Annotated in this window: 25 protein-coding genes; 15 read left to right on the forward strand and 10 right to left on the reverse strand. The window is 71.7% G+C overall.

Going from position 1 to position 26,344, the window contains the following annotated elements; translation table 11 throughout:
- The first annotated feature begins 64 nt into the window (after positions 1 to 64).
- The 3 genes from DLJ49_RS16215 to DLJ49_RS16225 all read left to right on the forward strand — a co-directional run bounded on the left by DLJ49_RS16215 (position 65) and on the right by DLJ49_RS16225 (position 2,617).
- Positions 65 to 1,219: an amidohydrolase family protein gene (locus DLJ49_RS16215; RefSeq protein WP_115394604.1), complete on the forward strand. Its 1,155-nt coding sequence runs from the start codon at positions 65 to 67 to the stop codon at positions 1,217 to 1,219.
- Positions 1,220 to 1,488: 269 nt separating this feature from the next.
- Positions 1,489 to 1,710: a hypothetical protein gene (locus DLJ49_RS16220; protein ID WP_115394605.1), complete on the forward strand. Its 222-nt coding sequence runs from the start codon at positions 1,489 to 1,491 to the stop codon at positions 1,708 to 1,710.
- 115 nt (positions 1,711 to 1,825) lie between these two features.
- Complete coding sequence (locus DLJ49_RS16225) at positions 1,826 to 2,617, forward strand: aspartate dehydrogenase (RefSeq protein ID WP_233489118.1); 792 nt, start codon at positions 1,826 to 1,828, stop codon at positions 2,615 to 2,617.
- Here DLJ49_RS16225 and DLJ49_RS16230 read toward each other — a convergent pair.
- The gene (locus DLJ49_RS16230; RefSeq protein ID WP_115394606.1) at positions 2,604 to 3,314 is read right to left on the reverse strand and encodes an NAD-dependent deacylase; all 711 of its coding nucleotides are present in this window, start codon (positions 3,312 to 3,314) and stop codon (positions 2,604 to 2,606) included. The genes DLJ49_RS16225 and DLJ49_RS16230 overlap by 14 nt on opposite strands.
- Before the next feature lie 281 nt (positions 3,315 to 3,595).
- On the opposite strand from DLJ49_RS16230, the gene typA reads away from it, so the two are divergent.
- Positions 3,596 to 5,413 carry a translational GTPase TypA gene (gene typA / locus DLJ49_RS16235; protein WP_115394607.1) on the forward strand — a complete coding sequence of 606 codons (1,818 nt, stop codon included), beginning with the start codon at positions 3,596 to 3,598 and terminating at the stop codon, positions 5,411 to 5,413.
- On the forward strand, positions 5,410 to 6,072 hold the full coding sequence (locus tag DLJ49_RS16240; protein WP_115394608.1) for a DUF6639 family protein: 663 nt from the start codon (positions 5,410 to 5,412) through the stop codon (positions 6,070 to 6,072). Before typA ends, DLJ49_RS16240 begins: the two co-directional genes overlap by 4 nt.
- A gap of 14 nt (positions 6,073 to 6,086) precedes the next feature.
- Here DLJ49_RS16240 and DLJ49_RS16245 read toward each other — a convergent pair whose 3' ends face one another.
- Positions 6,087 to 6,554, reverse strand: coding sequence for an MOSC domain-containing protein (locus DLJ49_RS16245; RefSeq protein ID WP_115394609.1), 468 nt, complete (start codon positions 6,552 to 6,554; stop codon positions 6,087 to 6,089).
- A gap of 143 nt (positions 6,555 to 6,697) precedes the next feature.
- Between DLJ49_RS16245 and DLJ49_RS16250 the strand changes: the two genes are divergently transcribed.
- Positions 6,698 to 7,336: a DUF6639 family protein gene (locus DLJ49_RS16250; RefSeq protein WP_115394610.1), complete on the forward strand. Its 639-nt coding sequence runs from the start codon at positions 6,698 to 6,700 to the stop codon at positions 7,334 to 7,336.
- Here the strand turns inward: DLJ49_RS16250 and DLJ49_RS16255 are convergent.
- From DLJ49_RS16255 to recA, 3 genes are all read right to left on the reverse strand, one after another.
- Positions 7,333 to 7,629 (reverse strand): DUF1330 domain-containing protein, encoded by a 297-nt coding sequence (locus DLJ49_RS16255; RefSeq protein WP_115394611.1) that lies wholly within the window; start codon positions 7,627 to 7,629, stop codon positions 7,333 to 7,335. The genes DLJ49_RS16250 and DLJ49_RS16255 overlap by 4 nt on opposite strands.
- A complete protein-coding gene (gene alaS, locus DLJ49_RS16260) occupies positions 7,626 to 10,322 on the reverse strand; it encodes an alanine--tRNA ligase (RefSeq protein ID WP_115394612.1) in 2,697 nt (898 codons plus the stop codon). The genes DLJ49_RS16255 and alaS overlap by 4 nt, the downstream gene beginning before the upstream one ends.
- Positions 10,323 to 10,853: 531 nt before the next feature.
- Positions 10,854 to 11,927 carry a recombinase RecA gene (gene recA / locus DLJ49_RS16265; RefSeq protein WP_115394613.1) on the reverse strand — a complete coding sequence of 358 codons (1,074 nt, stop codon included), beginning with the start codon at positions 11,925 to 11,927 and terminating at the stop codon, positions 10,854 to 10,856.
- Between the two features lie 180 nt (positions 11,928 to 12,107).
- On the opposite strand from recA, the gene DLJ49_RS16270 reads away from it, so the two are divergent.
- Positions 12,108 to 12,728 carry a gamma-glutamyl kinase gene (locus DLJ49_RS16270; protein ID WP_233489120.1) on the forward strand — a complete coding sequence of 207 codons (621 nt, stop codon included), beginning with the start codon at positions 12,108 to 12,110 and terminating at the stop codon, positions 12,726 to 12,728.
- Here the strand turns inward: DLJ49_RS16270 and DLJ49_RS16275 are convergent.
- The 5 genes from DLJ49_RS16275 to yajC all read right to left on the reverse strand — a co-directional run bounded on the left by DLJ49_RS16275 (position 12,725) and on the right by yajC (position 17,025).
- Positions 12,725 to 13,090, reverse strand: a complete 366-nt coding sequence (locus DLJ49_RS16275) for an Mth938-like domain-containing protein (RefSeq protein WP_115394615.1) — start codon at positions 13,088 to 13,090, stop codon at positions 12,725 to 12,727. The genes DLJ49_RS16270 and DLJ49_RS16275 overlap by 4 nt on opposite strands.
- Positions 13,091 to 13,283: 193 nt before the next feature.
- A complete protein-coding gene (locus DLJ49_RS16280; protein WP_115394616.1) occupies positions 13,284 to 14,045 on the reverse strand; it encodes a TSUP family transporter in 762 nt (253 codons plus the stop codon).
- Between the two features lie 10 nt (positions 14,046 to 14,055).
- Entirely contained in the window at positions 14,056 to 15,024 is a 969-nt protein-coding gene (gene secF / locus DLJ49_RS22505) for a protein translocase subunit SecF (protein ID WP_233489121.1), read from the reverse strand.
- Positions 15,025 to 15,027: 3 nt separating this feature from the next.
- Positions 15,028 to 16,689: a protein translocase subunit SecD gene (gene secD / locus DLJ49_RS22510; RefSeq protein WP_233489122.1), complete on the reverse strand. Its 1,662-nt coding sequence runs from the start codon at positions 16,687 to 16,689 to the stop codon at positions 15,028 to 15,030.
- A gap of 9 nt (positions 16,690 to 16,698) precedes the next feature.
- Positions 16,699 to 17,025, reverse strand: a complete 327-nt coding sequence (yajC, locus tag DLJ49_RS16290) for a preprotein translocase subunit YajC (protein WP_115394617.1) — start codon at positions 17,023 to 17,025, stop codon at positions 16,699 to 16,701.
- A gap of 295 nt (positions 17,026 to 17,320) precedes the next feature.
- Between yajC and DLJ49_RS16295 the strand changes: the two genes are divergently transcribed.
- The 8 genes from DLJ49_RS16295 to rbbA all read left to right on the forward strand — a co-directional run bounded on the left by DLJ49_RS16295 (position 17,321) and on the right by rbbA (position 26,343).
- Positions 17,321 to 18,163, forward strand: a complete 843-nt coding sequence (locus tag DLJ49_RS16295) for a trypsin-like serine peptidase (protein WP_115394618.1) — start codon at positions 17,321 to 17,323, stop codon at positions 18,161 to 18,163.
- A 544-nt stretch (positions 18,164 to 18,707) separates the two neighbouring features.
- The gene (gene phbB, locus DLJ49_RS16300; RefSeq protein ID WP_115394619.1) at positions 18,708 to 19,439 is read left to right on the forward strand and encodes an acetoacetyl-CoA reductase; all 732 of its coding nucleotides are present in this window, start codon (positions 18,708 to 18,710) and stop codon (positions 19,437 to 19,439) included.
- Positions 19,440 to 19,496: 57 nt separating this feature from the next.
- Positions 19,497 to 21,362: a PHA/PHB synthase family protein gene (locus DLJ49_RS16305; RefSeq protein ID WP_115394620.1), complete on the forward strand. Its 1,866-nt coding sequence runs from the start codon at positions 19,497 to 19,499 to the stop codon at positions 21,360 to 21,362.
- A 152-nt stretch (positions 21,363 to 21,514) separates the two neighbouring features.
- Positions 21,515 to 21,949, forward strand: a complete 435-nt coding sequence (locus DLJ49_RS16310) for a phasin family protein (protein WP_115394621.1) — start codon at positions 21,515 to 21,517, stop codon at positions 21,947 to 21,949.
- A 42-nt stretch (positions 21,950 to 21,991) separates the two neighbouring features.
- Positions 21,992 to 22,264 carry a hypothetical protein gene (locus DLJ49_RS16315; protein ID WP_115394622.1) on the forward strand — a complete coding sequence of 91 codons (273 nt, stop codon included), beginning with the start codon at positions 21,992 to 21,994 and terminating at the stop codon, positions 22,262 to 22,264.
- 10 nt (positions 22,265 to 22,274) lie between these two features.
- Positions 22,275 to 22,604 carry a hypothetical protein gene (locus DLJ49_RS16320; protein ID WP_115394623.1) on the forward strand — a complete coding sequence of 110 codons (330 nt, stop codon included), beginning with the start codon at positions 22,275 to 22,277 and terminating at the stop codon, positions 22,602 to 22,604.
- A gap of 33 nt (positions 22,605 to 22,637) precedes the next feature.
- Positions 22,638 to 23,627 (forward strand): HlyD family secretion protein, encoded by a 990-nt coding sequence (locus DLJ49_RS16325; RefSeq protein ID WP_115394624.1) that lies wholly within the window; start codon positions 22,638 to 22,640, stop codon positions 23,625 to 23,627.
- Positions 23,617 to 26,343 carry a ribosome-associated ATPase/putative transporter RbbA gene (rbbA, locus tag DLJ49_RS16330; RefSeq protein ID WP_115394625.1) on the forward strand — a complete coding sequence of 909 codons (2,727 nt, stop codon included), beginning with the start codon at positions 23,617 to 23,619 and terminating at the stop codon, positions 26,341 to 26,343. Before DLJ49_RS16325 ends, rbbA begins: the two co-directional genes overlap by 11 nt.
- The last annotated feature ends 1 nt before the right edge of the window (position 26,344 follow it).

The raw sequence follows: 26,344 nt of genomic DNA on the forward strand, positions 1-26,344 counted from the left end.
TACAGACCGCCGCTAGTTATCCACAGACCCGATCACGTTTAGAGCAGTCTGGCGGTCCATCTCGATGTCCCTCGTCTCCGCGCTCCGGTCCGGCGCCATTGCGCGCCCCGTGCCGCTGCCGCCGCTGCGGTTCACCGGCGGCGAGACCCTGCGCGCGGGCGCGCTACAGCGCCGCTCGCTCGCTGTCGAGGCGGGGCGGATCGTGCGCGGCCCGCTGCCCGAGGTCGACCTGTCCGGGTTCGTGCTGTTGCCCGGTATCGTCGACCTGCGCTGCGACGCGCTGGAGGCGGCCGCAGATGCGCCCGCGCTCACCCGGCACGCCCTGGCGCGCGCAGGCCGGGCGGCAGCGGCAGCCGGGATCACCACCGGCTGGCTCACCCAGGGCTGGTCGTGGGAGGGCGGCGCCCACGGCCCCGCCCATGCCGAGCGGATGCTCGCCGCCCATGCCGCGTGGCGCAGCCAGGCGCCCGGCGACCTGCGCCTGCGCCTGCGCGCCGAGACCCACCAGACCGACGATGCCGACCGGCTGCTCGGCGCGGTGCGGCGCCACGGCGTCGATCTCGTCGTGTTCTCCGACCGCGCGCGTGCCGTCGCCGGGGATGCCGCCGCGCCGGCCGACCTCCGCCGCCGCGCCGAGGCCGCGCTCGCGCGGAAGGCGGAGGTGCCGCGCCATCTCTGCCGGCTGGCCGAGGCGTTCGACACGATGGGCGTGACCTATGGCAGCCAGGGCGACGCCGACGGCGAGACGCGCGAGCGCTTCTCGATGATCGGGGCGGGCTTCGCCGATGCGCCGGCCTCGCGCGCGGCGGCCGCCGCCGCCAAGGCGATGCACGAGCCCGTGGTGCTCGCCGCGCCCGACCTCCTGCGCCAGCCGCGTCCGGGCCCGGCGGCGGGCTTCGTCGCGCAGGGACTCTGCGATGCCCTCACCTCCACCGACGACGTGACGGCCCCGGCCGCGGCGGCCTTCGCGCTGGCCGACCGGGGCGTGCGCGACCTCGCGTCGGCCTGGGCCTTCGTCTCGTCCCGCCCGGCCGAGATCATGGGGCTCGCCGACCGCGGCACGCTGGAGCCCGGCAAGCGAGCCGATTTCGTGGCGATCGACCGCGAGACGCGGTCGGTCGAGATGACGGTTGCGCGCGGCCATCTCACCCATCTGGGCGCAGTGGCGGCCGAGCGGCTGTGCAAGGCCGTCACCGGCCTTGGCATCGCCGCGGAGTAGCGCCCTCCCCGGCCGGGCGCGCGCCCGGCAAAGACGCCGCAGGGCGCTCTGGTGACTGCCATCCTCCACCTCCTGCCGAATTTCTCGGCATCCTTCCCGCGCGCCTGCACACTGCGCGAGCGGCACGCGCAGGTCCGCCGGGGAACAGGCCAGAACAGAACTGGCGCACCGGCTGCCTTGCCGAGCCGCGTCTTGCCTGTTCCATGTCCGTCATGTCTGTTGGCGGCGACGATCCGACCCGGATCGGGAGCCGCCGAAAGGAGACTGCCATGCTCAAGTTCGCCCCCCCCGTCGCCCTGCTCGCCACCGCCGGGGCCGCCCTCGGCCATCCGGGCCACGATGCCGCCGCCGCGCAGGGCGCCGCCCACTGGCTGACCGAGTGGAGCCACTGGATCGTGCTCGCGCTCGCCGGCCTGGTCATGGCCGAACTCGGCCGCCGTGCGGTGCGCGCGCTCGTGGCCCGCCGTTCGCGCCGCGAAGACCGGGCGTGACGCCAGGCACGCCCATCTGCGGCGCGCGCGCACGCGCCGGCTGTGGCGCGCACGACCTGGGCCACGCGGGCCTTCCGCCAAGGGCGGGCGGGATCGCCACGACCGGCCGCGCACCGTGACCGGGCGCGAGAGTGACATCGCCGTCATCGGGCACGGCCCCGTGGCGCGCGCCCTCGTCGCCGTCACCGGCCGGCCTGCCGCCGTGATCTGCCGGCCCGGCCGCGAGACCGCCGCCGAAGCCGCGATGGGCGCCCCCGCCGTGACCGAGGCAGCGACACTGCCTGAAGGGCTCGACTGCGTGGTCGAGGCAGGGGGGCATGCCGGCCTCAGGGCGCACGGCGCGGCGGTGCTCGACCGCGGCCTCGACCTGATCGCCGTGTCGCTCGGGGCGCTCGCCGACGACTCGCTCATGACCGAACTGGCCGCGGCGGCCGAGCGGGCGGGCGCGCGCCTGCACCTGGCCACCGGCACCATCGGCGCGCTCGACGCGCTGTCGGCGGCGCGCGAAGGAGGTCTGACGCGCGTCGTCTATACGGGCCGAAAACCGCCCACCGGCTGGGCCGGCTCGCCCGCGCAGGACATTCTCGACCTCGCCGTGCTTGCGGCCCCCGCCACGCATTTCGAGGGCACCGCGCGGGCCTGCGCGCTGGCCTACCCCAAGAACGCCAACGTCGCCGCCGCCGTCGCCCTCGCCGGCCTCGGCTTCGACGCGACCGAGGCGCGGCTCGTGGCCGACCCCACGATCGGGGCGAACCTGCACGAGATCGAGGCCGAGGGCGCCTTCGGCCGCCTGACCTTCCGGATCGAGGGGCGTGGCCTGCCGGACACCCCCCGCTCCTCGGCGCTGACGGCGATGAGCCTCGTGCGCGCGGTGCGCGACCGGCGCCGCGCCGTCACCTTCGGCTGACGCCTGCCGTGCTCAGGATTTCCGCCACCCAGGCGGGCACCAGCGCAGAGGCCGGGCCGAGGCGGCTCTCGTCGAAGAGGCTCGCCACCTCCGAGCGGTCGAGCGTGAGCTCGAGCGTGCGCGCGCCCGCCTCCGCCGCCTCCTGCACGAAGCCGGCGGCCGGGTAGACCGTGCCCGAGGTGCCGATGGCCACGAACAGGTCGGCGCGCTCGAGATGGGCCGCGATCTCGTCCATCCGGTAGGGGATCTCGCCGAACCACACCACGTCGGGCCGCGCCGCCGCGCCCCCGCAGGCGGGGCAGGCCGTGGCGGGCGACATCTCGGGAGGCGCGGCCCACCGGTGGTCGCAGGCGGCGCAGAGCGCCCGCATGAGCTCGCCGTGCATGTGGATGACGCGGGGCTGGCCGGCGCGCTCGTGCAGGTCGTCGATGTTCTGCGTGACCAGCACCACCTCGCCCGGCCACTCCGCCCCGAGCCGGGCGAGGGCGCGGTGGGCGGCGTTGGGCTCTGCCGACAGGCAGTCGGCCCGGCGGGCGTTGTAGAAGGCATGCACGAGGGCGGGGTCGCTTGCATACCCCTGCGGGGTCGCCACGTCCTCGAGGTCGTAGCGCGCCCAGAGCCCGCCCGCGTCGCGGAACGTGCCGAGCCCGCTCTCGGCCGAGACACCCGCGCCGGTGAGAATGACGATCTTCTCCATGCCGCCACCATCGCCCGCCCGGCCCCGCAGGGCAACCGCGCAGGCCGTGCCCCGTCGCGCCGCCCCGGCGCCGGCTCTCGCGGCCGCGTCGGGATCTGCGTAGTCGGGGCGGAAAGAAGCAGGGGCCGCCGCGATGGGCGCGAGGCTGGGCGCGGGCAGCGCGACGGGGGCGACCGGGAGGACGCCGCGGGACCCCCGCCCAGAGGGCGCGCGGCGCTTTCCTGCTGGCTTTCGCCGCGGCTGCACGGTAACGCGCGGCCATCCCCTTTCAGGACGATCCCATGGACCTGCGCAACATCGCCATCATCGCCCATGTCGACCACGGCAAGACCACCCTCGTCGACGAGCTGCTCAAGCAGTCGGGCGCCTTCCGAGAGAACCAGGCGGTCGCCGAGCGCGCGATGGACAGCAACGCGCTGGAGCGCGAGCGCGGCATCACCATCCTCGCCAAGGCGACCAGCGTCGAATGGCACGGCACCCGGATCAACATCGTCGACACGCCCGGCCACGCCGATTTCGGCGGCGAGGTCGAGCGCATCCTGTCGATGGTCGACGGCGTGGTGCTGCTGGTCGATGCCGCCGAGGGGCCGATGCCGCAGACCAAGTTCGTCACCTCCAAGGCGCTCGCCCTCGGCCTGCGCCCCATCGTGGTGCTCAACAAGGTCGACAAGCCGGACGCCGAGCCCGACCGCGCGCTCGACGAGGTGTTCGATCTCTTCGCCGGCCTCGACGCCGACGAGGACCAGCTCGATTTCCCCCACCTCTACGCCTCGGGCCGCTCCGGCTGGGCCGATGCCGAGCTGACAGGGCCGCGCAAGGATCTCGACGCGCTGTTCCGCCTGATCGTCAACCACGTGCCCCGCCCCAAGCAGCAGGCGCGGGCCGACGAGGATTTCCGCATGCTCGCCACCACGCTCGCGGCCGATCCCTTCCTCGGCCGCCTGCTGACGGGGCGCATCGAATCGGGGCGCGTGCGCACTGGCCAGACCGTGCAGGCGCTCTCCCGTGTCGGCCAGAAGATCGAGCAGTTCCGCGTGGCCAAGGTGCAGGCGTTCCGCGGCCTCGGACTGGACGAGATCGACGAAGGGGTGGCGGGCGACATCGTCACGCTGGCCGGCATGCAGAAGGCGACCGTGGCCGACACCATCTGCGCGCTCGCCGTGGACGATCCGCTGCCGGCCCAGCCGATCGACCCGCCGACGATCTCGGTCACCTTCGGCATCAACGACAGCCCGCTCGCCGGACGCGACGGCAAGAAGGTGCAGAGCCGCGTCATCCGCGAGCGGCTGATGCGCGAGGCCGAGACGAATGTCGCCATCCGCGTCACCGACACGCCCGGCGGCGAGGCGTTCGACGTGGCCGGCCGGGGCGAGCTGCAGATGGGGGTGCTGATCGAGAACATGCGGCGCGAGGGCTTCGAGCTGTCGATCTCGCGCCCCCGCGTGCTGACCCGCGAGGAAGACGGCCGGCGGATGGAGCCGGTCGAGGAAGTCACCATCGACGTCGACGACGAGCATGCCGGCGCCGTGATCGAGAAGCTCACCGGCCCGCGCAAGGGCGAGATGGCCGAGATGCGCCAGCAGGGGGGCAAGACGCGCATCGTCGCCCATGTCCCCTCGCGCGGGCTGATCGGCTATCACGGCGAGTTCCTGACCGACACCCGCGGAACGGGCGTGCTCAACCGCGTCTTCCACGGCTGGGTGCCGTGGAAGGGGGCCATCCCCGGCCGGCGGGCGGGCGTGCTGATCTCGATGGAGAACGGTCAGTCGGTCGCCTACGCGCTGTGGAACCTCGAGGGGCGGGGCAAGCTGTTCATCGGGGCGCAGGAAGACGTCTACGAGGGCATGATCATCGGCGAGCATTCGCGCGAGAACGACCTCGAGGTGAACCCGCTCAAGGGCAAGAAGCTGACCAACGTGCGCGCTGCGGGCAAGGACGACGCCGTGACGCTCACGCCGCCTGTCCGCCTCAGCCTGGAGGAAGCCATCGCCTATATCGACGACGACGAATTGGTCGAGGTGACGCCCAAGGCGATCCGCCTGCGCAAGCGGTTCCTCGACCCGCACGAGCGCAAGCGGCAGGCCCGCGCCGCCGGATGAGAGGGGCGGCGGCCGCACTCGCCCTCTGGGCCGCTGCCGCTGCCGCTGCCGGGGCCGAGCCACGCCCCTGCCCCGGCACCGGCATCACGGTCGAGGCCGACCCGGCCCTCGCGCCCCGGATCTGCCGCGTGGCCAGCGAAACCGCCGAGCGTCTGTCGCGCTGCGGCCTGCCCCTGTCCGGGCCGGTCGAGATCCGCGTCGTCGCGGCGCTGCCCGAGGCCTGCACCGGCCTCTACCATTGCGGCGCCCGGCGGATCGACGTGCTGGCGCCGGGCGCACTCGAGACGGCGCGCCGTTCCGACACCGCCTTCGCCACGATCCCCGCGCCCGCCTATTTCGACAGCCTGATCGCCCACGAGATCGCGCATGCCGCGCATGATGCCGTCCCCTGCCCCTTCGGCACCTGCGAGGTGACGGGCGAATACGTGGCCTATACTGCCCAGATCGCCGCCCTGCCCGAGGCCGACCGGGCGGCGTTCCTCGCGGCGGCCGGCGTCGCCGCGGCCAACAGGGCCGATCTGTCGCTCGTTCTGCTCAAGCTCGACCCCGCCCGCTTCGCCGCATCGGCCGTTCGCCATCTCGACGCCCGGGGGGATCCGTGCGCCTACCTTGCCGCCATCGGCCGCGGCGATATCGTGCTCGACCGCCAGCGGCCCTGACCGGCGGGGCGCCCTCAGCCGGGCGCCACGCCGTCGCCCACCGCGATCCGGCCCGGCACGAGCACGCGGGCGCACCAGCCGCCATGGCCGCGCATCGCGGTATAGCCGCCGTGGCCGAGCGCCGCCTCCATCCGCGAACACGGCGCGCAGGGGCCGGTGATCTCGATCTCCGCCGCGCCAAGGCGCAGCCGGCGCCCGCGCAGCGCGGCAAGGTTCAGCCCCGACACGACGAGGTTGCGCCGGAGCGTTTCGGGCTCGACCCGCTCCAGCCCCGCGAACGCCGCGATCACCGGCAGATGCTCGGCCTGGATGAGCGTCAGCGCGCGCTTGCCCTCGCGCGCGTGGTCGCCATCGAGCCCCGCCTGCCCCAGCTCGGCCTCTGCGACCGGCTCGGGCGGGGCCAGTCGCGCGGGCCGCAGCAGGACCGCCTCGATCCGGCCCGCCTGCGCGTGGCGCGCGGTCAACTCGGCCAGCGTCAGCATCGCCGCGACGGGACTTCTTCGTTGACCGGCATCAATGAGGCGACCTGCCGATGCGCCGATGATGAACCGCCCGACAGGAGACAGACATGCCCGCAAGACCGACCGCCCTGGCCAGTGTCGCGGCCTTGGCAATATCTGCAGCCGTGGGCGCCCTGGCAGACGCCACCGCCTGCGGCGACCCGATGCTGGCGGTCGACGCGCCCGACGCCGCCATCGTCGAGCGTGTCTGCACCGCGGCGATGACCGCGAAGGCGCAGCTCGCCACCTGCGGCCTGACGCAGAGCCGCGCCGTGCGCATAGAGATCGTGCCCGGGATCGACGGCCCGTCCGACACGTGCGTCGGGTTCTACCAGTGCGGCACCGACACGATCGCGCTCGTCCCGCCGTCGGCCGTGCCCGAGGTCATGCCCGGCGACAGCGTGTTCGCAACGCTCGACCCGCAGGTCTATTACGACAGCCTCGTCGTGCACGAACTGGCCCACGCCCTGATGGACCAGGCCGAGTGCGCCCACCCCAGATGCGACTCCGACAAGGAATATGTCGCCTACGCCATGCAGTTTCTCAGCCTCCCCGAGAGCGCACGGGACACTCTGCTGTCGTGGCGCGAGCGGCCGCAAGAGGTGCCGCAGGAGCGGCTGAACGACATCCTGCTGTGGATGAAGCCCGATATCTTCGCCTTCACCGCGTGGGCGCATTTCGACGGGCTCGACGACGGCTGCGCCTTCGTGCAGGGCATTGTCCGGGGAGAGACGACGCTGCAGCTGCCCGATTTCCTGCCCTAGGCGCCCTCGACGATCATCAGCTCCCGCTCGGAGGCGCCGCGCGCGTGGCTCAGCGCCTCCTGGTAGGTGTCGGAGCGATAGCAGGCCTCGGCCGCCTCTAGCGAGGGGAAGCGCGCGACCACGTTGCGCGGCCGCTCCCTGCCCTCGAGCTGCACGAAGCGGCCGCCGCGGGCGAGGAACTCGCCGCCATGGGCGGCGATGGCCTCGGTCGCCAGCGCGGCGTAGCGGGCATAGGCCGCCTCGTCGGTCACGGTGACGTGGGCGATCCAGTAGGCCGGTTTCGTCTCGCTCATTCCGCAGCCACCTTCTGCAGCACCTGTTCCGCCGCCGCGATGGCGGCCTCGGCGTTGGCGGCATCCTTCCCGCCGCCCTGCGCCATGTCGGGCCGGCCGCCGCCGCCCTTGCCGCCGAGCTGCGCCACCGCCGCCTGCACGATGTCGACGGCCGAAAGGCGCCCCGTCAGGTTGTCGGTCACACCGGCCGCAACCGCGGCCTTTCCGCCCGTGTCGGCGATCAGCAGGATCGCGCCCGACCCGATGCGCTGCTTGTGGGCGTCGATCAGGCCCGGCAGATCCTTGCCCGTCACGCCGGAGAGCACCTGCGCGAGGAACGGCGTGCCGCCCACGTCGCGCGCGTCGGGGCCCGCGGCATCGCCGGCCGCCTGCCCCCCGCCTGCCAGAGCGAGCTGCCGGCGCAGCTCGGCCACCTCGGCCGCGAGGCTCTTTCGCTCGTCGACCAGCGCCTTGACACGGTCCACCACCTCGTCGCGCGGCGCCTTGACGGCACCCGCCACGGCAGCCACCCGCGCGGCCTGATCGGCCAGGTAGCGGCGCGCAGCCTCGCCCGTCAGCGCCTCGACCCGGCGCACGCCCGACGACGAGGCGCCCTCGCCCACCGTCACGAACAGCCCGATGTCGCCGGTCTGGCGCACGTGGGTGCCGCCGCACAGCTCGATCGACCACGTCTCGCCGTCGGCGCCCTTGCCCGTCGGCGCCCGGCCCATCGAGACCACGCGCACCTCGTCGCCGTATTTCTCGCCGAACAGCGCCTGCGCGCCGAGCGCGCGGGCGTCGTCGGTCGGCATGATCCGCGTCACCACGGGCGCGTTCTGCCGGATGAAGGCGTTGACCTCGGCCTCGACCGCCTCGATGTCGTCGCGCGAGAGCGCGGTGGTGTGGCTGAAGTCGAAGCGCAGCCGGTCGGGCGCATTGAGCGACCCCCGCTGCGCGACGTGCTCGCCCAGCCGCTGCCGCAGCGCCTCGTGCAATAGATGCGTGGCCGAGTGATTGGCCCGGATCGCGCCGCGCCGCGCATGGTCGACCTCGAGCTTCGCGGGCGTGCCGGGCTCGATCCGCCCCTGCTCGACCTCGGCGAAGTGGATGTGCACGCCCGCCACCTTCCGGCAGTCGGTGATCCGGGCGCGCCCCTCGTCGGTGGTCAGCACCCCGGTGTCGCCCACCTGCCCGCCCGCCTCGGCGTAGAACGGCGTCTGGTTGAGCACCACCTGCACGGTTTCGCCCGCCTGCGCGGCCTCGACCCGCGCGCCGTCCTTCACCACCGCCAGGATCTGGCCCTCGGCCACCTCGGTGTCGTAGCCGAGAAAGTCGGTCGTGCCGTGCGCATCGGCGATGTCGAACCACACGCCGGCATCCGCCACCTCGCCCGAGCCCGCCCAGGCGGCGCGCGCCTTGCGCTTCTGCTCGGCCATCGCCGCATCGAAGCCCGCCTGGTCGACACTGCGGCCCCGCTCGCGCAGCGCGTCCTGCGTGAGGTCGAGCGGGAAGCCGTAGGTGTCGTAGAGCCTGAAGGCCGTCTCGCCGGGCAGCGCCGTGCCCTCGGGCAGATGCTGCAACTCGTCGTCGAGCAGGCGCAGGCCCCGCTCCAGCGTCTGGCGAAACCGCTCTTCCTCGGTCTCGAGCGTGGCCTCGATCAGCGCGCGCGCCTCGTGCAGCTCGGGGTAATGCGCCCCCATCTGGCGCACCAGCTCGGGCACCAGCCGGTGCATCAGCGGATCCTTCGTGCCGAGCAGGTGCGCGTGCCGCATCGCCCGCCGCATGATCCGCCGCAGCACGTAGCCCCGCCCCTCGCCCGAGGGCAGCACGCCGTCCGCGATCAGGAAGCTGACCGAGCGCAGGTGGTCGGCGATGACACGGTGATGGGTGCGCCCCGGCCCGTCGGGATCGGTGGAGCTTTCGTGCGCGCTCGCCTCGATCAGGGCGCGCATCAGGTCGGTGGCGTAATTGTCGTTGGTGCCCTGCAAGAGCGCCGCGACACGCTCGATCCCCATGCCGGTGTCGATCGACTGTGCGGCGAGCTCGCGGCGCGAGCCGTCCTCGAACTGCTCGTATTGCATGAAGACGAGGTTCCAGATCTCGACGAAGCGGTCGCCGTCCTCCTCGGGGCTGCCCGGCGGGCCGCCCCAGATGTGATCGCCGTGGTCGTAGAAGATCTCCGAGCAGGGCCCGCAGGGGCCGGTATTGCCCATCATCCAGAAGTTGTCGTCGGTGGCGATGCGCAGGATGCGCTCGTCGGGCAGGCCGGCGACCTTCTTCCACAGGCCCGCCGCCTCGTCGTCGGTGTGGTAGACGGTGACGAGCAGGCGGGAGGGGTCGATGCCGAGCTCCTTCGTGACGACCTCCCACGCGAAGGGGATCGCCTGCTCCTTGAAGTAGTCGCCGAACGAGAAGTTGCCGAGCATCTCGAAGAAGGTGTGGTGCCGGTTGGTATAGCCGACATTGTCGAGGTCGTTGTGCTTGCCCCCGGCGCGCACGCATTTCTGCGAGGTCGTGGCGCGGGTGTAGTCGCGCGTCTCGAGCCCGGTGAACAGGTTCTTGAACTGCACCATGCCCGAATTGGCGAACATCAGCGTCGGGTCGTTCCTCGGAACGAGCGGAGAAGAGGGCACCACCGCGTGCCCCTGCCTCGCGAAATAGTCGAGGAAGGTCGAGCGGATCTCGGCGAGGGAAAGCGCGGACTGGCTGGACATGGGGCGGTGAGGTCTCTCGCTGGGTCGGGGCCGTACCGAAGCACCGGCGTGAGATAGTCAAGCCGCGGCCGGGTGTCCACAGCCCGACTCGCCCCGCCGCCCCGGAGGAGCGATCCGGCCCGGGCCGGCCGGCACGCAGTCTCTCCCACGCCCGACGCGCCCGGCGACCTTGGCGACGGGGCGCAGGCCGCCGACCGCCATGCCCGCCGACCGTCCGCGTTCGGCGCCCCGCGGCCGGGAGGCACACGACACCGAGCGCCTCCGGACACGTCGCAGCACGCCGTCTGCCCATCATCTTGGCCCAAATACTCCGGGGGAGTCGCCCGGCCCGGGCGACGGGGGCAGCGCCCCCGCCCCCGAGCGGGGTCGCGCCCACCCTCTCCGACGTCCACGCGCTCTACCGTGCCAGCGCCCGCATGGCCTGAAAGGTGCGGAGCCTGCGCCGCCTCCGACCTGCAAGATGCGGCGCCCGCAAGGCGAGCGCACGCGACTCGCTCATGCCCGGGCTTGCGCCCGAAGCGCGCCTATGGCTCAGGCCTCGACCACATCGTCGTCGCCGCCGTCCCCGGACATGTGGAAGTCGAGCCCGTGGGCGGCGCGGATCTTGTCCTCGATCGACAGCGCCACGTCCGGATGCTCCCTCAGGAAGGTCTTGGCGTTCTCGCGTCCCTGACCGATCCGCTCGTCGGCATAGGAATACCACGCGCCCGACTTCTCGACCACGCCCGCCTTCACGCCGAGGTCGATCAGCTCGCCGGTCTTGGAGATACCCGCGCCGTACATGATGTCGAACTCGACCTGCTTGAACGGCGGGGCGACCTTGTTCTTGACCACCTTGACGCGGGTGGCGTTGCCCACCACCTCGTCGCGGTCCTTGATCGCGCCAATCCGGCGGATGTCGAGCCGGACGGAAGAGTAGAATTTCAGCGCGTTTCCGCCCGTCGTCGTCTCCGGCGAGCCGAACATCACGCCAATCTTCATCCGGATCTGGTTGATGAAGATCACCATGCAGTTCGAGCGCGAGATCGAGGCGGTCAGCTTTCGCATCGCCTGGCTCATCAGGCGGGCATGCACCCCCACCGACGAATCGCCCATGTCGCCCTCGAGCTCCGACTTGGGCGTCAGCGCCGCCACCGAGTCGACCACCACGAGCGACACCGCGCCAGAGCGCACCAGCGTGTCGGTGATCTCGAGCGCCTGTTCGCCGGTGTCGGGCTGCGAGATCAGCAGCTCGTCGAGATCCACCCCCAGCTTGCGGGCATATTGCGGGTCGAGCGCGTGTTCGGCGTCGACGAAGGCGCAGACGCCGCCCTTCTTCTGCTCCTCGGCGACGACGTGCAGCGTCAGCGTGGTCTTGCCGGAGCTTTCCGGCCCGTAGATCTCGATCACCCGGCCCTTGGGCAGGCCACCGATGCCGAGCGCGATGTCGAGGCCGAGCGAGCCGGTCGAGGTCGCCTCGATCTCGGCCACGGGGTTGTCGCCCCCGAGCTTCATGATCGAGCCCTTGCCGAACTGCCGCTCGATCTGCGCGAGCGCCGAATCCAGCGCCTTCTGCTTGTCCGCGCTCTTCTTGTCCACCATGTCCAGAAGGGTCCCCGTGGCCATCTTTCGGCTCCTTGTCTCACAGGCCGGAGCGGGCGGCAACGGCGCCCCCGGCCCGGCATCGACTGCTCGTGTTCACCTCTTGTTCTACCGTGAAGGGGCGACGCGGGCAATTCAAGAAAAATCTTCGACACCTCGCGGAATGACCCGATTCTGGTTAATGGGCCGTTAGCGAATGGGGAGATGCGCGGAAGGGTCGGGCGGGCGATGATGGTGTTCTGGAAGGCGCGGCTGGTGATCCTCGCCGTGCCCAAGACCGGCTCGGAGGCGCTCGAGGCCGCGCTCGCCCCCCACGCCGACATGGCGATCCGCTTTCCGCCCTTCTACCGGCACATGAACGTGGCCTGGTACGAGAAGAGCCTGAAGAAGCTGTTCCTGCCCCGGGACAAGGCGCGCCTCGAGACGCTCGCGGTGGTGCGCGAGCCGGTCGACTGGCTGGGCAGCTGGTATCGCTACCGCGCGCGCCCCGATCTCGACGGTACCGAGCGGAGCACCAGGGCGCTGGGCTTTGCCGATTTCGTCGAGGGCTGGCTGGCCGAGCCGCCGCCCGCCTTCGCCAACGTGGGCCGCCAGAGCCGCTTCTGCGCGCGGTCCGACGGCAGCCTCGGCGTCGACCACCTCTTCGCCTACGAGGCGCCCGCGACGCTGCATGCCTTTCTCGAGGCGCGCACGGGGCTGGCGGTGCGGACGGAGCGGGTGAACGTCTCTCCGCCGCGCGACACGGCTCTGCCCGTGGCGCTGCGGGAGCGGCTGCGGCGCGAGGCGGCGGCCGAGTTCGAGCTGCACGCTCGGGCGCGCCGCTAGCGGACGGCCGCCACAGGCAGCGCGGCCAGCGCCACGCGGCGGCCCTCCGACAGGGTGACGTTGTAGGCGCGGCAGGCGGTGGGCGAGGCCATCGTCTCCACCCCGATGCCGGCGGCCTCGAGCTCCCGCACCAGGGCGCGGGGGGCATGGGCGATCTCGGCCCCGGTGCCGAGGAACAGCACGTCGATCGCGCCGGCCAGCGCCCTCAGCGGCTCCGGATCCCCCAGCCCGGCCCAGTCGGACCGGCCCGCCGGCCCGACCAGCAGCGGCCCCTCGACCACCTCTCCGCCGATCCGGAAGAAACCGGGGCCGTAGCCCTCGACGGGGCGCGCATCGGGAAAGGACATCTCGGTAATCCGCATAACGCGAGACCTAGACCGCCCTGCAGGGCGGCTCAACCCTTCGTCCGGGCGCGGGGCGCTCCTGCCCGAGGGGGCGCCCGGCGGCGCCGGCGTGCCATGCGTATTTGCAACAGAAAGAAGCGGGGCGGGGTGGGATCGGTCGCGCAAGGCGTGGGTGGCTGGGGCCGCGGGGGCCGGGCTCGCCGTGCAGCGGTCACGACCAAAGCGGCAGGCCCATCAGGATGGCGCCGGCGATCAGCAGGTAGGCGGCGCCGCGGTAGGCACGCTCGCGTTCGGGGCGGAAGAGGCGCTGGCCCAGCAGCGTGGTGGCCGCATAGGGCACGGCGAGGACCGCGCAGAAGGCCAGCTCTGCCCAGCCGAAGGAGAAGCGCAGCAGAAGCGCGACGGTGATCGAGATGTCGAGAACGCAGAGGAAGAGGATGGTGTTGGCGCGCACCCGCTCCGCCCCCGAGGGACCGGCGAGGTAGAACAGGATGGCCGGCGGCCCGCCGAGGCCCGTCGCGCCCCCCAGCAGCCCCGCGCTCGCGCCCACCGCGGCCAGGCCGCCGCGCCCCACCCGGCGCGTGTACCGCCAGCCCGAGACCAGCGCGGCGAGCGTCAGTGCGGCGGCCACCGCGACGACCCAGCGCAGCGTCTCGACCGGCAGCGCCGCCAGCAGGGCCACGCCCATCGGCACGCCGAAAAGCGCCGCCGCTCCCATCACCGCCACCTCGCCGCGCGCGGCCTTGCCCCAGGCGGGCGGCAGCAGGACGGGCCAGACGGCCATGCCCGTGACGACGAGGGTCAGCACCGCGAGCGGCGGATCGATCAGCGCGCCCGCCACGGGCATGAAGACGAGCGCCGTGCCGAACCCGGTGAAGCCGCGCACGATGCCCGCCGCGGCGATGGTGCAGGCGAGCGCGGCGAACGGCGCCACCCCGCCCGCCAGTGCGAGCACGGCTTCCGAGACCGGCATGGAGACGCCCTCAGGGCTGGGCGCCGCCGAACTGGGTGCCGGCCTCCTGGTCGGGCTTCGACCAGTCGCGCTTCACCCCCAGCCACAGCAGGATCGCCGAGGCGACGAAGACCGACGAATAGGTGCCCACGATCACGCCCCAGATCATCGCGAAGACGAAACCGCGGATCACGTCGCCGCCCAGCACGTAGAGCGAGACGAGCGCGAGCAGCGTGGTGACCGAGGTCATCACCGTGCGCGACAGCGTCTCGTTGATCGACAGGTTGAGGACGTCGCGCAGGTCCTTCTGCTTGTACTTGCGCAGGTTCTCTCGCACCCGGTCGAACACGACCACCGTGTCGTTGAGCGAGTAGCCCACGATGGTCAGCAGCGCGGCGATGATGGCGAGGTCGAAGCGGATCTGCAGCAGCGAGAAGATCCCGATGGTCAGCACCACGTCGTGGACGAGCGCCGCCACCGCCCCGAGCGAGAACTGCCATTCGAAGCGCAGCCAGATGTAGACGAGCACTGCCGCGATGGCGAGCGTGACCGCGAGGATCGCGGTGCGCACCAGCTCGCCCGACACTTCCGGCCCCACCGATTCGACCGAGGCGAACGTGATCCCGGGGTCGACGCCGCGCAGCGCCTCTTCGATGGCGGCGATGGTCTCGGGCGCGACGCTCTCCTGCCCCGGCTGGGCCTGTATGCGCACCTGCGCCACGTTCTGATCCGGGCCGAAGGTGGGGTCGAACACCTCGGTTATCGTGACATCGCCGAGACCCAGCGGGGTGAGCGCGTCGCGGTAGGCGCCGACGTCGACCGCGGCGGGGCTCTCGGTGCGGATCGTGGTGCCGCCAAGGAAGTCGATGCCGAAGTTCAGGCCGACAAGGAGGAACAGGAGGATCGAGCCAATCACGGCCGCCGCCGAGGCGCCGAAGGTCAGCCGGAGGATGCGAAAGAAATCCCAGGTCGTTTCGCGGGGCACGAGCTTCAGGCGCATGGATCAGACCTCGATCGTCTTGGGCCGGCGGCGCTCGAACCACATCACCAGCAGTAGCCGCGTCACGAAGATCGCCGTGAAGACGGAGGTGAGGATGCCGAGGCCCAGCGTCACGGCGAAGCCGCGCACGGGGCCCGAGCCGAGGGTGAACAGGATCGCGGCGGTGATGAAGGTGGTGATGTTGGCGTCGAGGATGGCCGAAAGCGCCTTCTCGTAGCCCAGCTCGATGGCACGCGCGGGGCCTCTGGCCGTCTTCAGCTCCTCGCGGATGCGCTCGAACACCAGCACGTTGGCATCGACCGCCATGCCGACGGTCAGCACGATGCCGGCGATGCCGGGCAGCGTCAGAGTCGCCCCGATCAGCGACAGCAGGCCGAAGATCAGGCCGATATTGATGATCAGCGCGACGTTGGCGAACAGCCCGAAGAGCCCGTAGCTGAGGAACATGAACACCAGCACCGCCGCGAAGGCGACGATGGTGGCGATCTGACCCGCCTCGATCGAATCCGCCCCCAGCTCCGGCCCGATCGTGCGCTCCTGCAGGAAGGTCATCTCGGCCGGCAGGGCGCCCGCGCGCAGGAGCACCGCGAGGCGGGTCGATTCCTCCACCGTGAAGTTGCCGGTGATGATCCCCGAGCCGCCAGGGATGTGATCCTGGATGACGGGGGCCGAGATCACCTCGTCGTCGAGCACGATGGCGAAGGGCGAGCCGATGTTCTCGAGCGTGTAGTCGCCGAACTTGCGCGCCCCCGAGGGATTGAAGCGGAAGTTGACTGCCGGGCTGCCGTTCTGGTCGAAGGTGGGCTGGCTGTCGGTCAGTTCCTCGCCGGTGACGACGGGGCGCTCCTCGAGGACGTAGGACACGCCCTCCTCGTCCATCGAGGGCAGGATGATCTCGCGCGGGCCGGCATCGGCATCGGCGTCGGAGGTGCGCGACAGGACCGGATGGAAGGTGAGCTGCGCGGTGGTGCCGATCAGCTCCTTCAGTTCGTCGGCCGAGCCGATACCCGGCACCTGGATGACGATGCGACGCTCGCCCTGGCGCTGGATCGAGGGCTCTCGCGTGCCCGACTCGTCGACGCGGTTGCGGATGATCTCGAGCGATTGCTGGATCGTGCGGTCGACCGTGGCCTGCCGTTCGGCCTCGCTCAGGCGGATCACCAGCTCGTCGCCGTCGCCCGCGACCTCGATGTCGGAGCGCCCCGCGCCGGTCAGCGACACGACGGGGCGGGCGAGCTCTCGCACCGTCTGCATCGCGACGGCCATCGCGCCCTCGTTCTCGATTCGCACGCGCAGCACGTCCGGAGCGCCGTCGATCCGGCGGATCGCGCCGACCTCGCCACGTACCTCGCGGAGCGCGTCGCGCACGTCGGGCCACAGCGCCTCCATGCGCTCGGCGAACACGTCCTCGACCTGCACCTCGGCGAGCAGGTAGGCCCCGCCGCGCAGGTCGAGCCCGAGATTGACGAGGCCAGACGGCAGGAAGGACGGCCACGCGCCGGAATCCGCCTCGCGCTCGGGCGTCGCGCCCTGCGCCTCGATGGCGGCGACGGCGTCGTTGTGACGCTCCACCCGCGGATAGAAGAGATTCGGCATCGCAAGCGCGAGGCCCGCGACGACGAGCCCCCAGATCACGATCCGGTTGATCAGCGGGATGTGGAGCATGCGCCCGGCTCAGCTCTCGGCCGGCTCGGTCTTGGACATCACCTGCGCGATGGTGTTGCGCACGACGCGCACCTTGACGCCCTCGGCCAGCTCGACTTCGAGCTCGTTGCCGTCCTTCACCTTGGTGACCTTGCCGATCAGGCCGCCCTGGGTGACCACCTGGTCGCCCCGGCGCAGCGCCTCGACCATGGCCTGATGCTCCTTCAGTTTCTTCTGCTGGGGCCGGATCAGCAGGAAGTACATGATCGCGAAGATCAGGATGAGGGGCAGGAACTGGAGGAAGGCGCCGGCGGCGCCGCCATCGGCGGCCTGGGCGTAGGCGGGTGTGGCGAACATGCGTGTCCCCGGATAGGTGGATGAGATCGGTGGGTCGTCGGGGCACGCGGCCCTCGAATTGGCGCGCAACCTAGGCACGGGGCGACCGGAGCGCAAGCGCAAGCGCGCCCCCCGGAGCCATCGCCGGGGCGCAGGCCGGGCCGCCACAGGGCTTGCAGCGCAGGAGCGCGCGCAATGGCCGGCGCGCCCGGCGGCCGCGCCTGCCTGGCACTGGAGGCGGCGCGCCGTCGCCGCTAGGCTGGGGCGGCGAGCCGCGCCGGCGGCGCGACTTCTTCAACCGAAGGCGAGGCTTCCGTTGCGCCAGACCGTCCCGCCCTCCCCTGCCGCGCCCGCCGTCGCGCATGCCAGCCGCGGGCACGCGACGGGGGCCCCCGTCAGCGCCGCCGCACGCGCCGTGGCGACGGGGCGTGCGGTGGCGACGGGGCTGGCCGTGGCGACGGGGCTGGCCGTGGCGACGGGGCTGGTCGTGGCGGGGCTCGTCACAGCTGCCGTCGCAGATGGCTCGATCCTGCCCGAGGCCGAGCAGACGGAGTGGAACGCGGTCGGCCGCGTCAACATCGCCGGCTACAACACTCGGCGGATGTGCACGGGCACCCTGATCGCGCCCGACCGGGTCCTGACGGCGGCGCATTGCGTGCTGGGCCCGCGCGACACCCCCGCGAGGCCCGCAGAGATCGTCTTCGTCGCCGGGTGGCGGGCAGGCGCGGCGGCGGCCGATGGCCGGGGCGCCGCGCTCGACCTGCATCCGGGCTTCGCCGAGGGGCTCGCGGCCGGCGAGGTGCGCATCGTCCACGACCTCGCGCTGCTGACGCTCGACCGCCCGCTCGACGGTGTCTCTCCCCTGCACGTCGCGCCCCTGCCCGAGGCGCCCCGGTCGCTGGCCATCCTCGGCTACCGGGTGGACCGGCCGCACATCGCCACCCGCTCGGCGCCCTGCGCGGTGACCCACCGCGCCCCGGGCGCCTTCGTCACCGACTGCACCGTGGTCGAGGGCACCTCCGGCGCGCCCGTCCTCGCCGAAACGGCCGCCGGCTGGCGGGTCGTCGGGGTGGTCTCGGCGGCAAGCGAACGCGGCTCGGTCGCCCCGATCCCCGTCGCGTGGGAGGCGGTCGCCCCTTTCGCACAGCCGCCTCGCTGAGCGCCGTCCGCCGCGCGATGGAGATGCCGGCATGGCAAGGCAGCGGATTGGGGGCACATCGTCGCGCGCGGCGCCCGGCACACCTGAACGGCGGTCGGCCGGGACGACCCCCGACGGCTGACCGGATTGGTAGTGCCCCACGGCATGGTGTATGGGGGCCGGCCATCGGAGAGGCCCGATCTGGTCAGGAGGCCACGGCGGGCAGGCTGACGTTGTGAGGATCGGCGATGCGGGCCAGCGACTCCAGCCCCATGTGGCGGCGCGGTGGAGGGGACCGGCGCGCCAGTGGCGCGGCGAAAACCCCGGAACGCCCGTTCGTCGTTGGTTTCGATCATCAGCGCGCCGACGAGGCGGATGAGGGCCGCGTCATCTGCGCGCGTCATGGAACACGGGACCGGCCCGGCACGTCTTCGGCGTGTGTGAATGCGGACCGCCCCGAGGGGGGCGAAAACGGTGGCGCGGACGGGTGGTGGCGCGGCTGTCCGGTGGCGCGGCCGTGCGGTCGCTTCCGGAGAGGCCGAGACAGAACGCGAGGGATGACGACATGACAAGCGACAGGCGAACGGCGCTCGTGACCGGCGGGGTGCAGGGGCTCGGCGCGGCCGCGGCCCGGGCGCTCGCCGAAGCCGGGGTGGAGGTTGCCGTGGCCCATCTTGGCGCGGGAGAACGGGCCGAGGCATTCGGGCGCGAGACCGGCATGCCGGTCTTCGAATGGGACGTGAGCGATTTCGACGCCTGCGCCGAGGGGGTGGCGGATGTCGAGGAGGCGATCGGGCCGCTGGACATCCTCGTGAACAACGCCGGCGTGAACCGCGACGTGATGTTCCACAAAATGGACCGTGCCGACTGGGACGCGGTCATGCGGGTCGATCTCGACTCGATGTTCAACGTCACCCGCCACGTGATCGAGGGGATGCGCGACCGCGGCTTCGGGCGGATCGTCAACATCTCGTCGGTGAACGCCGCCCGCGGCCAGGCCGGGCAGACGAATTACAGTGCCGCCAAGGCGGGAGTCGAAGGCTTCACGCGGGCGCTCGCGCGCGAGAGCGCGGGCAAGGGCATCACCGTCAACGCGGTCGCGCCCGGTTATGCGGACACGCCCATGGTCGACGCCCTGCCGGACGAGATCATGGAGGGCATCCTCGCCAACGTGCCGCTGTCGCGCCTCGCCGACCCGGCCGAGATCGGCCGCTGCGTGCGCTTCCTCGCCTCCGACGACGCCGGCTTCATCACCGGCGCGACCCTGCCGGTGAACGGCGGCCTGCAGATGGGCTGATCACCCCCTGCAGAGCACCCCCTGCAGAGCACGCACGCCACGCAAGAAAGGACCGTGATGCCCGACACACGCATCGAGCCGACGACCGAGCCCCGCGACAACGACGCCGTGCCCTCCGACGGGGAACGCCAGACCGAGGAAGCGCGCAGCGGGCTCGATGCCGAGCCCCCCGAACTCGTCCATACCTCGCCCATCGAGGCACCGGACCGCTACAGCACGAAGAGCCTCGACCGCGCCTTCAACGCCCATCTCGCCCGGTTCACGCTGGGCGTGTCGCCCTACGGCGTCGCCTCTACCTATTTCGCATGGTGGGCGCACCTGATGGGCTCGCCCGGCAAGCAGGCTCAACTGGCCGAAAAGGCGGCTCGCAAGGCGACGCGCTTCGGCATCTACGCCGGCCAGGTCGCCCGCGACCCCGAGGCCGAGCCCTGCATCGAGCCGCTGCCCCACGACCACCGGTTCGACGCCGAGGGCTGGCGGCGCTGGCCCTACAACCTGATCTACCAGAACTTCCTGCTGACCCAGCAATGGTGGTACAACGCCGCCTGCGACATCGACGGGCTGACCGACCGGCAGGAGCGGGTCGTGTCGTTCCTCACCCGTCAGATGCTCGACACGGTCGCGCCGTCGAACTTCGTGGCGACCAACCCGGAAGTCGCCGATGCGACGCTGCGCGAGGGCGGGGCCAACCTCGTGCGCGGGGCGCAGCACTTCCTCGAGGACTGGGAGCGCGCGATCTCAGGAAAGCTGCCCGTCGGCACGGAGGACTACCTGCCCGGCCGCGACGTGGCCACGACACCCGGCAAGGTGGTGTATCGCACCCGCCTGCTGGAGCTGATCCAGTATGCGCCGCAGACCGAGACCGTGCAGGCCGAGCCGATCTTCATCGTGCCGGCCTGGATCATGAAATACTACATCCTCGATCTCAGCCCGCACAATTCGCTGGTGCGTCACCTCGTCGAGCAGGGCTTCACCGTCTTCATCGTGTCGTGGCGCAACCCCACCGCCGAGGACCGCGACTGCGGCATGGACGCGTATTTCGCCGCCGTCGAGGAGGCGATGGACGCGGTGAGCACGATCGTTCCCCAGCAGAAGATCCACGGCGTGGGCTACTGCCTGGGCGGCACGCTGATGGCCGCCAAGGCGGCGCAGATGGCGCGCGACGGCGACGACAGGCTTGCCTCGCTCACGTTCTTCGCCACCCAGACCGATTTCGAGGAGCCGGGCGAATTGCAGCTCTTCGTCAGCGAGAGCGAGGTCTCGTTCCTCGAGAACATGATGTGGGACCAGGGGTATCTCGACACCAAGCAGATGGCCGGCGCCTTCCAGCTGCTGCGCTCGGCCGACCTGATCTGGTCGCGCTACATCCACGAATACCTGATGGGCCGGCGGCAGGGCATGTTCGACCTGATGGCGTGGAACGCCGACGCCACCCGAATGCCCTACCGGATGCACAGCGAGTATCTGCGCCGGATCTTTCTGGGCAACGAGCTGGCCGAGGGCAAGTACCGCCTCGGCGGCGCCCCGGTCACGATCGGCGACATCGAGGTGCCGATCTTCTGCGTCTCGACGACGTCGGATCACGTCGCACCGTGGCAATCGGTCTACAAGCTTCACCTGCTGGCCGACACGGAGATCACCTTCGTCCTCACCAATGGCGGCCATAACGCCGGCATCGTCAGCGAGCCGGGCCATGAGGGGCGCGAATACCGCATCCGCACGACCGGTGAAGACGAGTCCTACCTCTCGCCCGACGGCTGGCAGGCGGCGGCGGAGCAGCGCGACGGGTCGTGGTGGCCGGCGCTGGTCGACTGGCTGCGCGCCCGGTCGAGCGGCGAGACGGCGCCGCCCGCACTCGGAACGCAAGCGGGGGCCTATCGACCGATGGAGGATGCGCCGGGCACGTATGTCTTCCAGCGCTGAGGCGGTCGGCGCCGGCCTGTGCCTGCCCCGTGCGGGCGAGCGCACGACCGCGGCGCGATGTCGGTGTTGACCGCGGTCAATGCACGGCGCTGTTCCACGCGCGAGCCACGGCGCGCGCGCACTTCACCCCGAGGCCCGAAAGGAGACACGACATGGCAAGCGACGCAAAGACCGACGTCACCGAGATGATACGGAGGACGCAGGGCATGGTCGCGAGCGTTCCGGCGATGACTCCGCAAATGGAGGCGTTCTGGAAGGCGCAGGACGGCATCCTCGACGATGTGGAGGATTACACCCGGGCCTGGTTCGAGCGGCGGCACGCGGCGACGCGCTCCGCGCTGGAGGCCGTGCGCGAGGTCAGCGGCAACGGCAGCGATCCCGCGACCGCCATGACCGTGATCGCCGATTGGCAACGGCACTCGATGGAGCGCATGACCGAGGACATCCAGCAATGGACGGACCTGTGGGCGCGGTGCGCGGGCCGCATGGCGCCGACCACGCCGGCAGCTTCCGCGAACGGGGGCACGAAGACGGCGAAATCGGCCACCGGGACCCGCGGCGGATCGCGATCCGCACCAAAGGAGTAGGCGACGTTTGTCGGCTGGCTTCCGACCGGTCCGGCGCGCGGCGTGCCAGCGCCGGCCGGCCTCGTGCGCCCCTGCCGCACCCGGTGCGACACCGGGCCGGATCGCAGGGATCAACACGGCGCGGGGGTCGGCCAGATCACCGCCACCGACCACCGGCTGATCCACTCCCCCCGCAACGTCGTGAACGTCGGGGATTTCGACGCGCTGCGACCGCGCGGCACTTTGGACCGGGTGGAGCAGATCGGCGGGAGCGGGATCGGGCCGCAGGCCCGCACCGCGCGCCCGATCGGCGCCATGACACATGACCCCGGCTGATGGAGGCACCATGTCCGACGACATCATCAGACTGGCCGAGAACCTGATCGGCCCGGCCGATCGACGGCGGCTGGAAAGCTACGGCGCGCATGTCATCCAGCACGGCTGGGCCACGCGCTACGCGTGGTCCGAAGAGGATGGCGACCCGCGCTTCGACATCTTCCGCGGCGGGCCGAACGAGGAATGCGCCGTGCGCGTCGGCCGCCACCGAGAGGCGGACGAGTTCTTCGCCGAGGACGCCGCGGGCCAGCAGATCACCGCCGGCCCGCTCGACCACGTGATGGCCGAGCTCGACATCTATCTGGAGCAGCGCAGCGGCCATGCCCCGCATGGCGCCTGAGCCGGCGGCCGCCTGGATGCGAGATGGTGCGTGATGGACAGCAAACGGATTGCCGCGGTCGTCGTCGCTGTCGCCCTCGTCGCGGCGGCGGCGCTGGGCTACATCTATTGGTCCGACGACGATGAACTCCCTCCGGGCTTCGCCGCCGCGAACGGGCGGATCGAGGCGGAGCGGGTGGACGTCGCCACGAAATCCGGCGGCCGGCTGGAGGAGATCGCCGTCACCGAGGGCGACCGGGTCGAGAAGGATCAGGTGCTCGCGCGGATGGACGACAGCGAACTGCGCGCCCGCCTGCACGAGGCCGAGGCGGGCGTGTCCTCCGCGCGGCAGCAGCTGGCCGAGCGCCGGGCGATCCTCGCGGAAAAGGAGAGCAGCCTCGCCTTCGCCCGCAAGGAGCTGGCCCGCGCCGAAGTGCTCGTCGACCGCGACGTCGTCTCCGAAGAACAGGTCGACCTGCGCCGCACGCAGATGGAGACGGCGCAGGCGGCGGTGGCCTCGGCCGAGGCCGGCGTCGCCGCCGCCGAGGCGCGGATCGAGGCGGCCGAGGCCACCGTGGAGCGACTGAACGCGGAGCTCGACGACTACGTGCTGCGCGCGCCCCGGGCCGGGCGGGTGCAGTACCGGCTGGCCGAGCCGGGCGAGATCCTCGGCGCCGGCGCCCGCGTGCTCACCCTGCTCGACCTGACCGACGTGCGGATGACCGTCTACCTTCCCACGGGCCAGGCCGGGCGGCTCGCCTACGGTGCCGAGGCGCGTCTGGTGCTCGACGCCGCGCCGGAGTTCGTCATCCCCGCCCGTGTCAGCTTCGTCGCCGGGGAGGCGCAGTTCACGCCGAAATACGTCGAGACCGAGGACGAGCGCGAGACGCTGATGTTCCGCGTGCGGCTGCGCATCCCGCCCGAGATCCTCGCCGACTACCAGGACATCGTGAAGACCGGCGTGCCGGGCCTCGCCCATGTCCGCGTCGACCCGGAGGCCGAGTGGCCCGAGCGACTGGCCGTGCGTCTGCCCGATGCCCGATGAGCGGCCGGTCGTCCGCCTGAGCGGGGTCACGCACCGCTACGGCGCCGTGACGGCGCTGGACGGGGTGGACCTGAAGCTGCACGCGGGCCGGATGCTGGGTCTGATCGGTCCGGACGGGGTGGGCAAGTCCACCCTGCTGGGCCTGGTCGCAGGGGTGCGGCGGCTCCAGGAGGGCGAGGTGGAGGTGCTGGGCGGCGACATGGCCGACCGCGCGCACCGCGCCGCAACGCATCCGCGGATCGCCTACATGCCGCAGGGGCTGGGGCGGAACCTCTACCCCACGCTTTCGGTGCGCGAGAATGTCGACTTCTTCGGCCGGCTCTTCGGACAGGGCGCTGCCGACCGCGCCCGGCGCATCGACGAATTGCTCGCGGGCACCGGCCTCGCGTCCTTCGCCGACCGCCCCGCCGAGAAGCTCTCGGGCGGCATGAAGCAGAAGCTCGGCCTGTGCTGCGCCCTGATCCACGACCCCGACCTGCTGATCCTCGACGAGCCCACAACCGGCGTCGATCCGCTCTCGCGGCAGCAGTTCTGGGAGCTGATCGCGCGCATCCGGAAGCGCCGGCCAGAGATGGGCGTGATCGTCGCCACTGCCTACATGTCGGAGGCGGAACGCTTCGACCGTCTGATCGCGCTCGACGCAGGGAGCGTGCTTGCCGAGGGCACGCCTGCCGACTTGCGCGAAGAGGCGGGCGCCGACACGCTGGAGGAGGCGTTCATCGCCTTCCTGCCGCAGGCGGCGCATGGGGAGCACGGCCCGGTGCGCCGGCCGCCGGCAGAGGAGGGTGACGGCGAGACGGCGATCGAGGCCGAGGGTCTGACGAAACGGTTCGGCGACTTCACCGCCGTCGACCACGTGAGCTTCCGCATCGAGCGGGGCGAGATCTTCGGCTTCATCGGCTCGAACGGCTGCGGCAAGACCACGACGATGAAGATGCTCACCGGCCTGCTGGAGCCGAGCGAGGGCACCGCGCGCCTGTTCGGCAAGCCGGTGGACAGCGCCGACCTCGCCACGCGGCGGCGGGTCGGCTACATGTCGCAATCCTTCTCGCTCTATTCCGAGCTTTCGGTGCGCCAGAACCTCGTGCTGCACGCCCAGCTCTTCCAGCTGTCGCGCGCGCGCCAGCGCGAGCGGGTGGCCGAGCTGCTGGAGCGCTTCGACCTGCAGGACGCGGCCGACACGCGCCCGCCGTCGCTGCCGGTGGGCGTGCGCCAGCGGCTGCAACTGGCCGTCGCGGTGCTCCACAAGCCCGAGATGCTCATCCTCGACGAGCCGACGAGCGGGGTGGACCCGGTGGCGCGCGACCGGTTCTGGGCGCTTCTGGCGGAGCTGTCGCGCGACGACGGGGTTACGATCTTCGTCTCGACCCATTTCATGAACGAGGCCGAACGCTGCGACCGGGTCTCGCTGATGCATGCCGGGCAGGTTCTGGCCGTCGGCGCCCCCGACGATCTGCGCACAGACCGCGGCGCCGAGACGCTGGAGGAGGCCTTCGTCGATCACCTGCGCGAGGCGGCCGGCGAAGAGGCGCCCGGCGACGACCCGGTGCCCGAGGACGCCGACGAGGCCGCTCCCGCCCGCCCGCCGCTGTTCTCGCCCGCGCGGGCCTGGGCGGTGGCACGGCGCGAGGGGACGGAGCTGATGCGCGACCGCGTGCGGCTCGCCTTCGCCCTGATCGGGCCGATGATCCTGATGATCGCGGTGGGCTTCGGCATCTCCTTCGACGTCGACAACCTCGACTACGCCGTGCTCGACCGCGACCGCAGCCTCGAAAGCCGGACGCTGACGCGGCAGTTCTCCAGCTCGCGCTATTTCCGCGAAGCGCCCGCGCTCGACTCCCTCGCCGGGATGGACGACAGCCTGCGCCGCGGCGACATCGGCATGGCGCTGGTGGTGCCGCCCGGCTTCGGCCGCGACCTGCTGGCGGGCGACCGGCCCGACGTGGCGCTCTGGGTCGACGGGTCGAATACCGTGCGCGCCGAGACGGCGCGGCGCTATGCCGAGGCGGTGTTCCGAGACTTTCTCGCCGAGGCGGCCGAACGCGAGACCGGCCTGCGCCCCGATCCGTTCCCCGTCTCGATCGAGCCGCGCTTCCTCTACAACCAGACCTTCGACTCGGCCCGCGCGATCCCGCCCGGCGTGCTGATGCTGATGCTCGTCATGATCCCCACGATGATGACGGCGCTTGGCGTGGTGCGCGAGAAGGAGGTCGGCTCGATCGCCAATTTCCACGCCGCCCCGGTGCGGCGGCTGGAGTTCCTGCTGGGCAAGCAGGCACCCTATGTCGCGGTCGCCCTCGTCAGCTTCCTGACGCTCCTGGGGATGCTGCTGACGGTGTTCGGCCTGCGCGTCGAGGGCAGCTTCGCCGCGCTGGCCGCGGGCGCGGCGCTCTACACAACGGCGGCCACGGCCTTCGGCCTCGTGATCTCCACCTTCGTGCGCTCGCAGATCGCCGCGATCTTCGGCAGCGCGATCATCGTCATCATCCCGGCGGTGAACTTCTCGGGCATGCTCTACCCCGTCGCCACGCTCGACGGGCTGACCCGCGCGATCGGGCAGTCCTTCCCCTCCCTCTACTTCCAGCGGATCAGCACGGGGGTGTTCAACAAGGGGCTGGGCTTTGCCGATCTCTACCGCGATCATCTGATGCTCGCGGCCTTCTGCGTGCTGTTCTGGGTGCTGGCGGCGGCGCTCCTGCGCAAGCAGGAGGCGTGAG

This window comes from Rhodovulum sp. 12E13, from assembly GCF_003340565.1.
Classification (GTDB): domain Bacteria; phylum Pseudomonadota; class Alphaproteobacteria; order Rhodobacterales; family Rhodobacteraceae; genus HLUCCA09.

What these genes read in the sequence shown, in the direction of transcription:
- typA (WP_115394607.1), top strand. Translation starts at nt 3,596, where the DNA reads ATGGACCTGCGCAACATCGCCATCATCGCCCATGTCGACCACGGCAAG.
- DLJ49_RS16305 (WP_115394620.1), top strand. Translation starts at nt 19,497, where the DNA reads ATGCCCGACACACGCATCGAGCCGACGACCGAGCCCCGCGACAACGAC.
- DLJ49_RS16240 (WP_115394608.1), top strand. Translation starts at nt 5,410, where the DNA reads ATGAGAGGGGCGGCGGCCGCACTCGCCCTCTGGGCCGCTGCCGCTGCC.
- secD (WP_233489122.1), bottom strand. Translation starts at nt 16,689, where the DNA reads ATGCTCCACATCCCGCTGATCAACCGGATCGTGATCTGGGGGCTCGTC.
- DLJ49_RS16245 (WP_115394609.1), bottom strand. Translation starts at nt 6,554, where the DNA reads ATGCTGACGCTGGCCGAGTTGACCGCGCGCCACGCGCAGGCGGGCCGG.
- DLJ49_RS16320 (WP_115394623.1), top strand. Translation starts at nt 22,275, where the DNA reads ATGTCCGACGACATCATCAGACTGGCCGAGAACCTGATCGGCCCGGCC.
- DLJ49_RS16310 (WP_115394621.1), top strand. Translation starts at nt 21,515, where the DNA reads ATGGCAAGCGACGCAAAGACCGACGTCACCGAGATGATACGGAGGACG.
- phbB (WP_115394619.1), top strand. Translation starts at nt 18,708, where the DNA reads ATGACAAGCGACAGGCGAACGGCGCTCGTGACCGGCGGGGTGCAGGGG.
- DLJ49_RS16230 (WP_115394606.1), bottom strand. Translation starts at nt 3,314, where the DNA reads ATGGAGAAGATCGTCATTCTCACCGGCGCGGGTGTCTCGGCCGAGAGC.
- DLJ49_RS16255 (WP_115394611.1), bottom strand. Translation starts at nt 7,629, where the DNA reads ATGAGCGAGACGAAACCGGCCTACTGGATCGCCCACGTCACCGTGACC.
- recA (WP_115394613.1), bottom strand. Translation starts at nt 11,927, where the DNA reads ATGGCCACGGGGACCCTTCTGGACATGGTGGACAAGAAGAGCGCGGAC.
- alaS (WP_115394612.1), bottom strand. Translation starts at nt 10,322, where the DNA reads ATGTCCAGCCAGTCCGCGCTTTCCCTCGCCGAGATCCGCTCGACCTTC.
- DLJ49_RS16275 (WP_115394615.1), bottom strand. Translation starts at nt 13,090, where the DNA reads ATGCGGATTACCGAGATGTCCTTTCCCGATGCGCGCCCCGTCGAGGGC.
- DLJ49_RS16215 (WP_115394604.1), top strand. Translation starts at nt 65, where the DNA reads ATGTCCCTCGTCTCCGCGCTCCGGTCCGGCGCCATTGCGCGCCCCGTG.
- rbbA (WP_115394625.1), top strand. Translation starts at nt 23,617, where the DNA reads ATGCCCGATGAGCGGCCGGTCGTCCGCCTGAGCGGGGTCACGCACCGC.
- DLJ49_RS16280 (WP_115394616.1), bottom strand. Translation starts at nt 14,045, where the DNA reads ATGCCGGTCTCGGAAGCCGTGCTCGCACTGGCGGGCGGGGTGGCGCCG.
- DLJ49_RS16270 (WP_233489120.1), top strand. Translation starts at nt 12,108, where the DNA reads ATGCGCGGAAGGGTCGGGCGGGCGATGATGGTGTTCTGGAAGGCGCGG.
- secF (WP_233489121.1), bottom strand. Translation starts at nt 15,024, where the DNA reads ATGCGCCTGAAGCTCGTGCCCCGCGAAACGACCTGGGATTTCTTTCGC.
- yajC (WP_115394617.1), bottom strand. Translation starts at nt 17,025, where the DNA reads ATGTTCGCCACACCCGCCTACGCCCAGGCCGCCGATGGCGGCGCCGCC.
- DLJ49_RS16325 (WP_115394624.1), top strand. Translation starts at nt 22,638, where the DNA reads ATGGACAGCAAACGGATTGCCGCGGTCGTCGTCGCTGTCGCCCTCGTC.
- DLJ49_RS16220 (WP_115394605.1), top strand. Translation starts at nt 1,489, where the DNA reads ATGCTCAAGTTCGCCCCCCCCGTCGCCCTGCTCGCCACCGCCGGGGCC.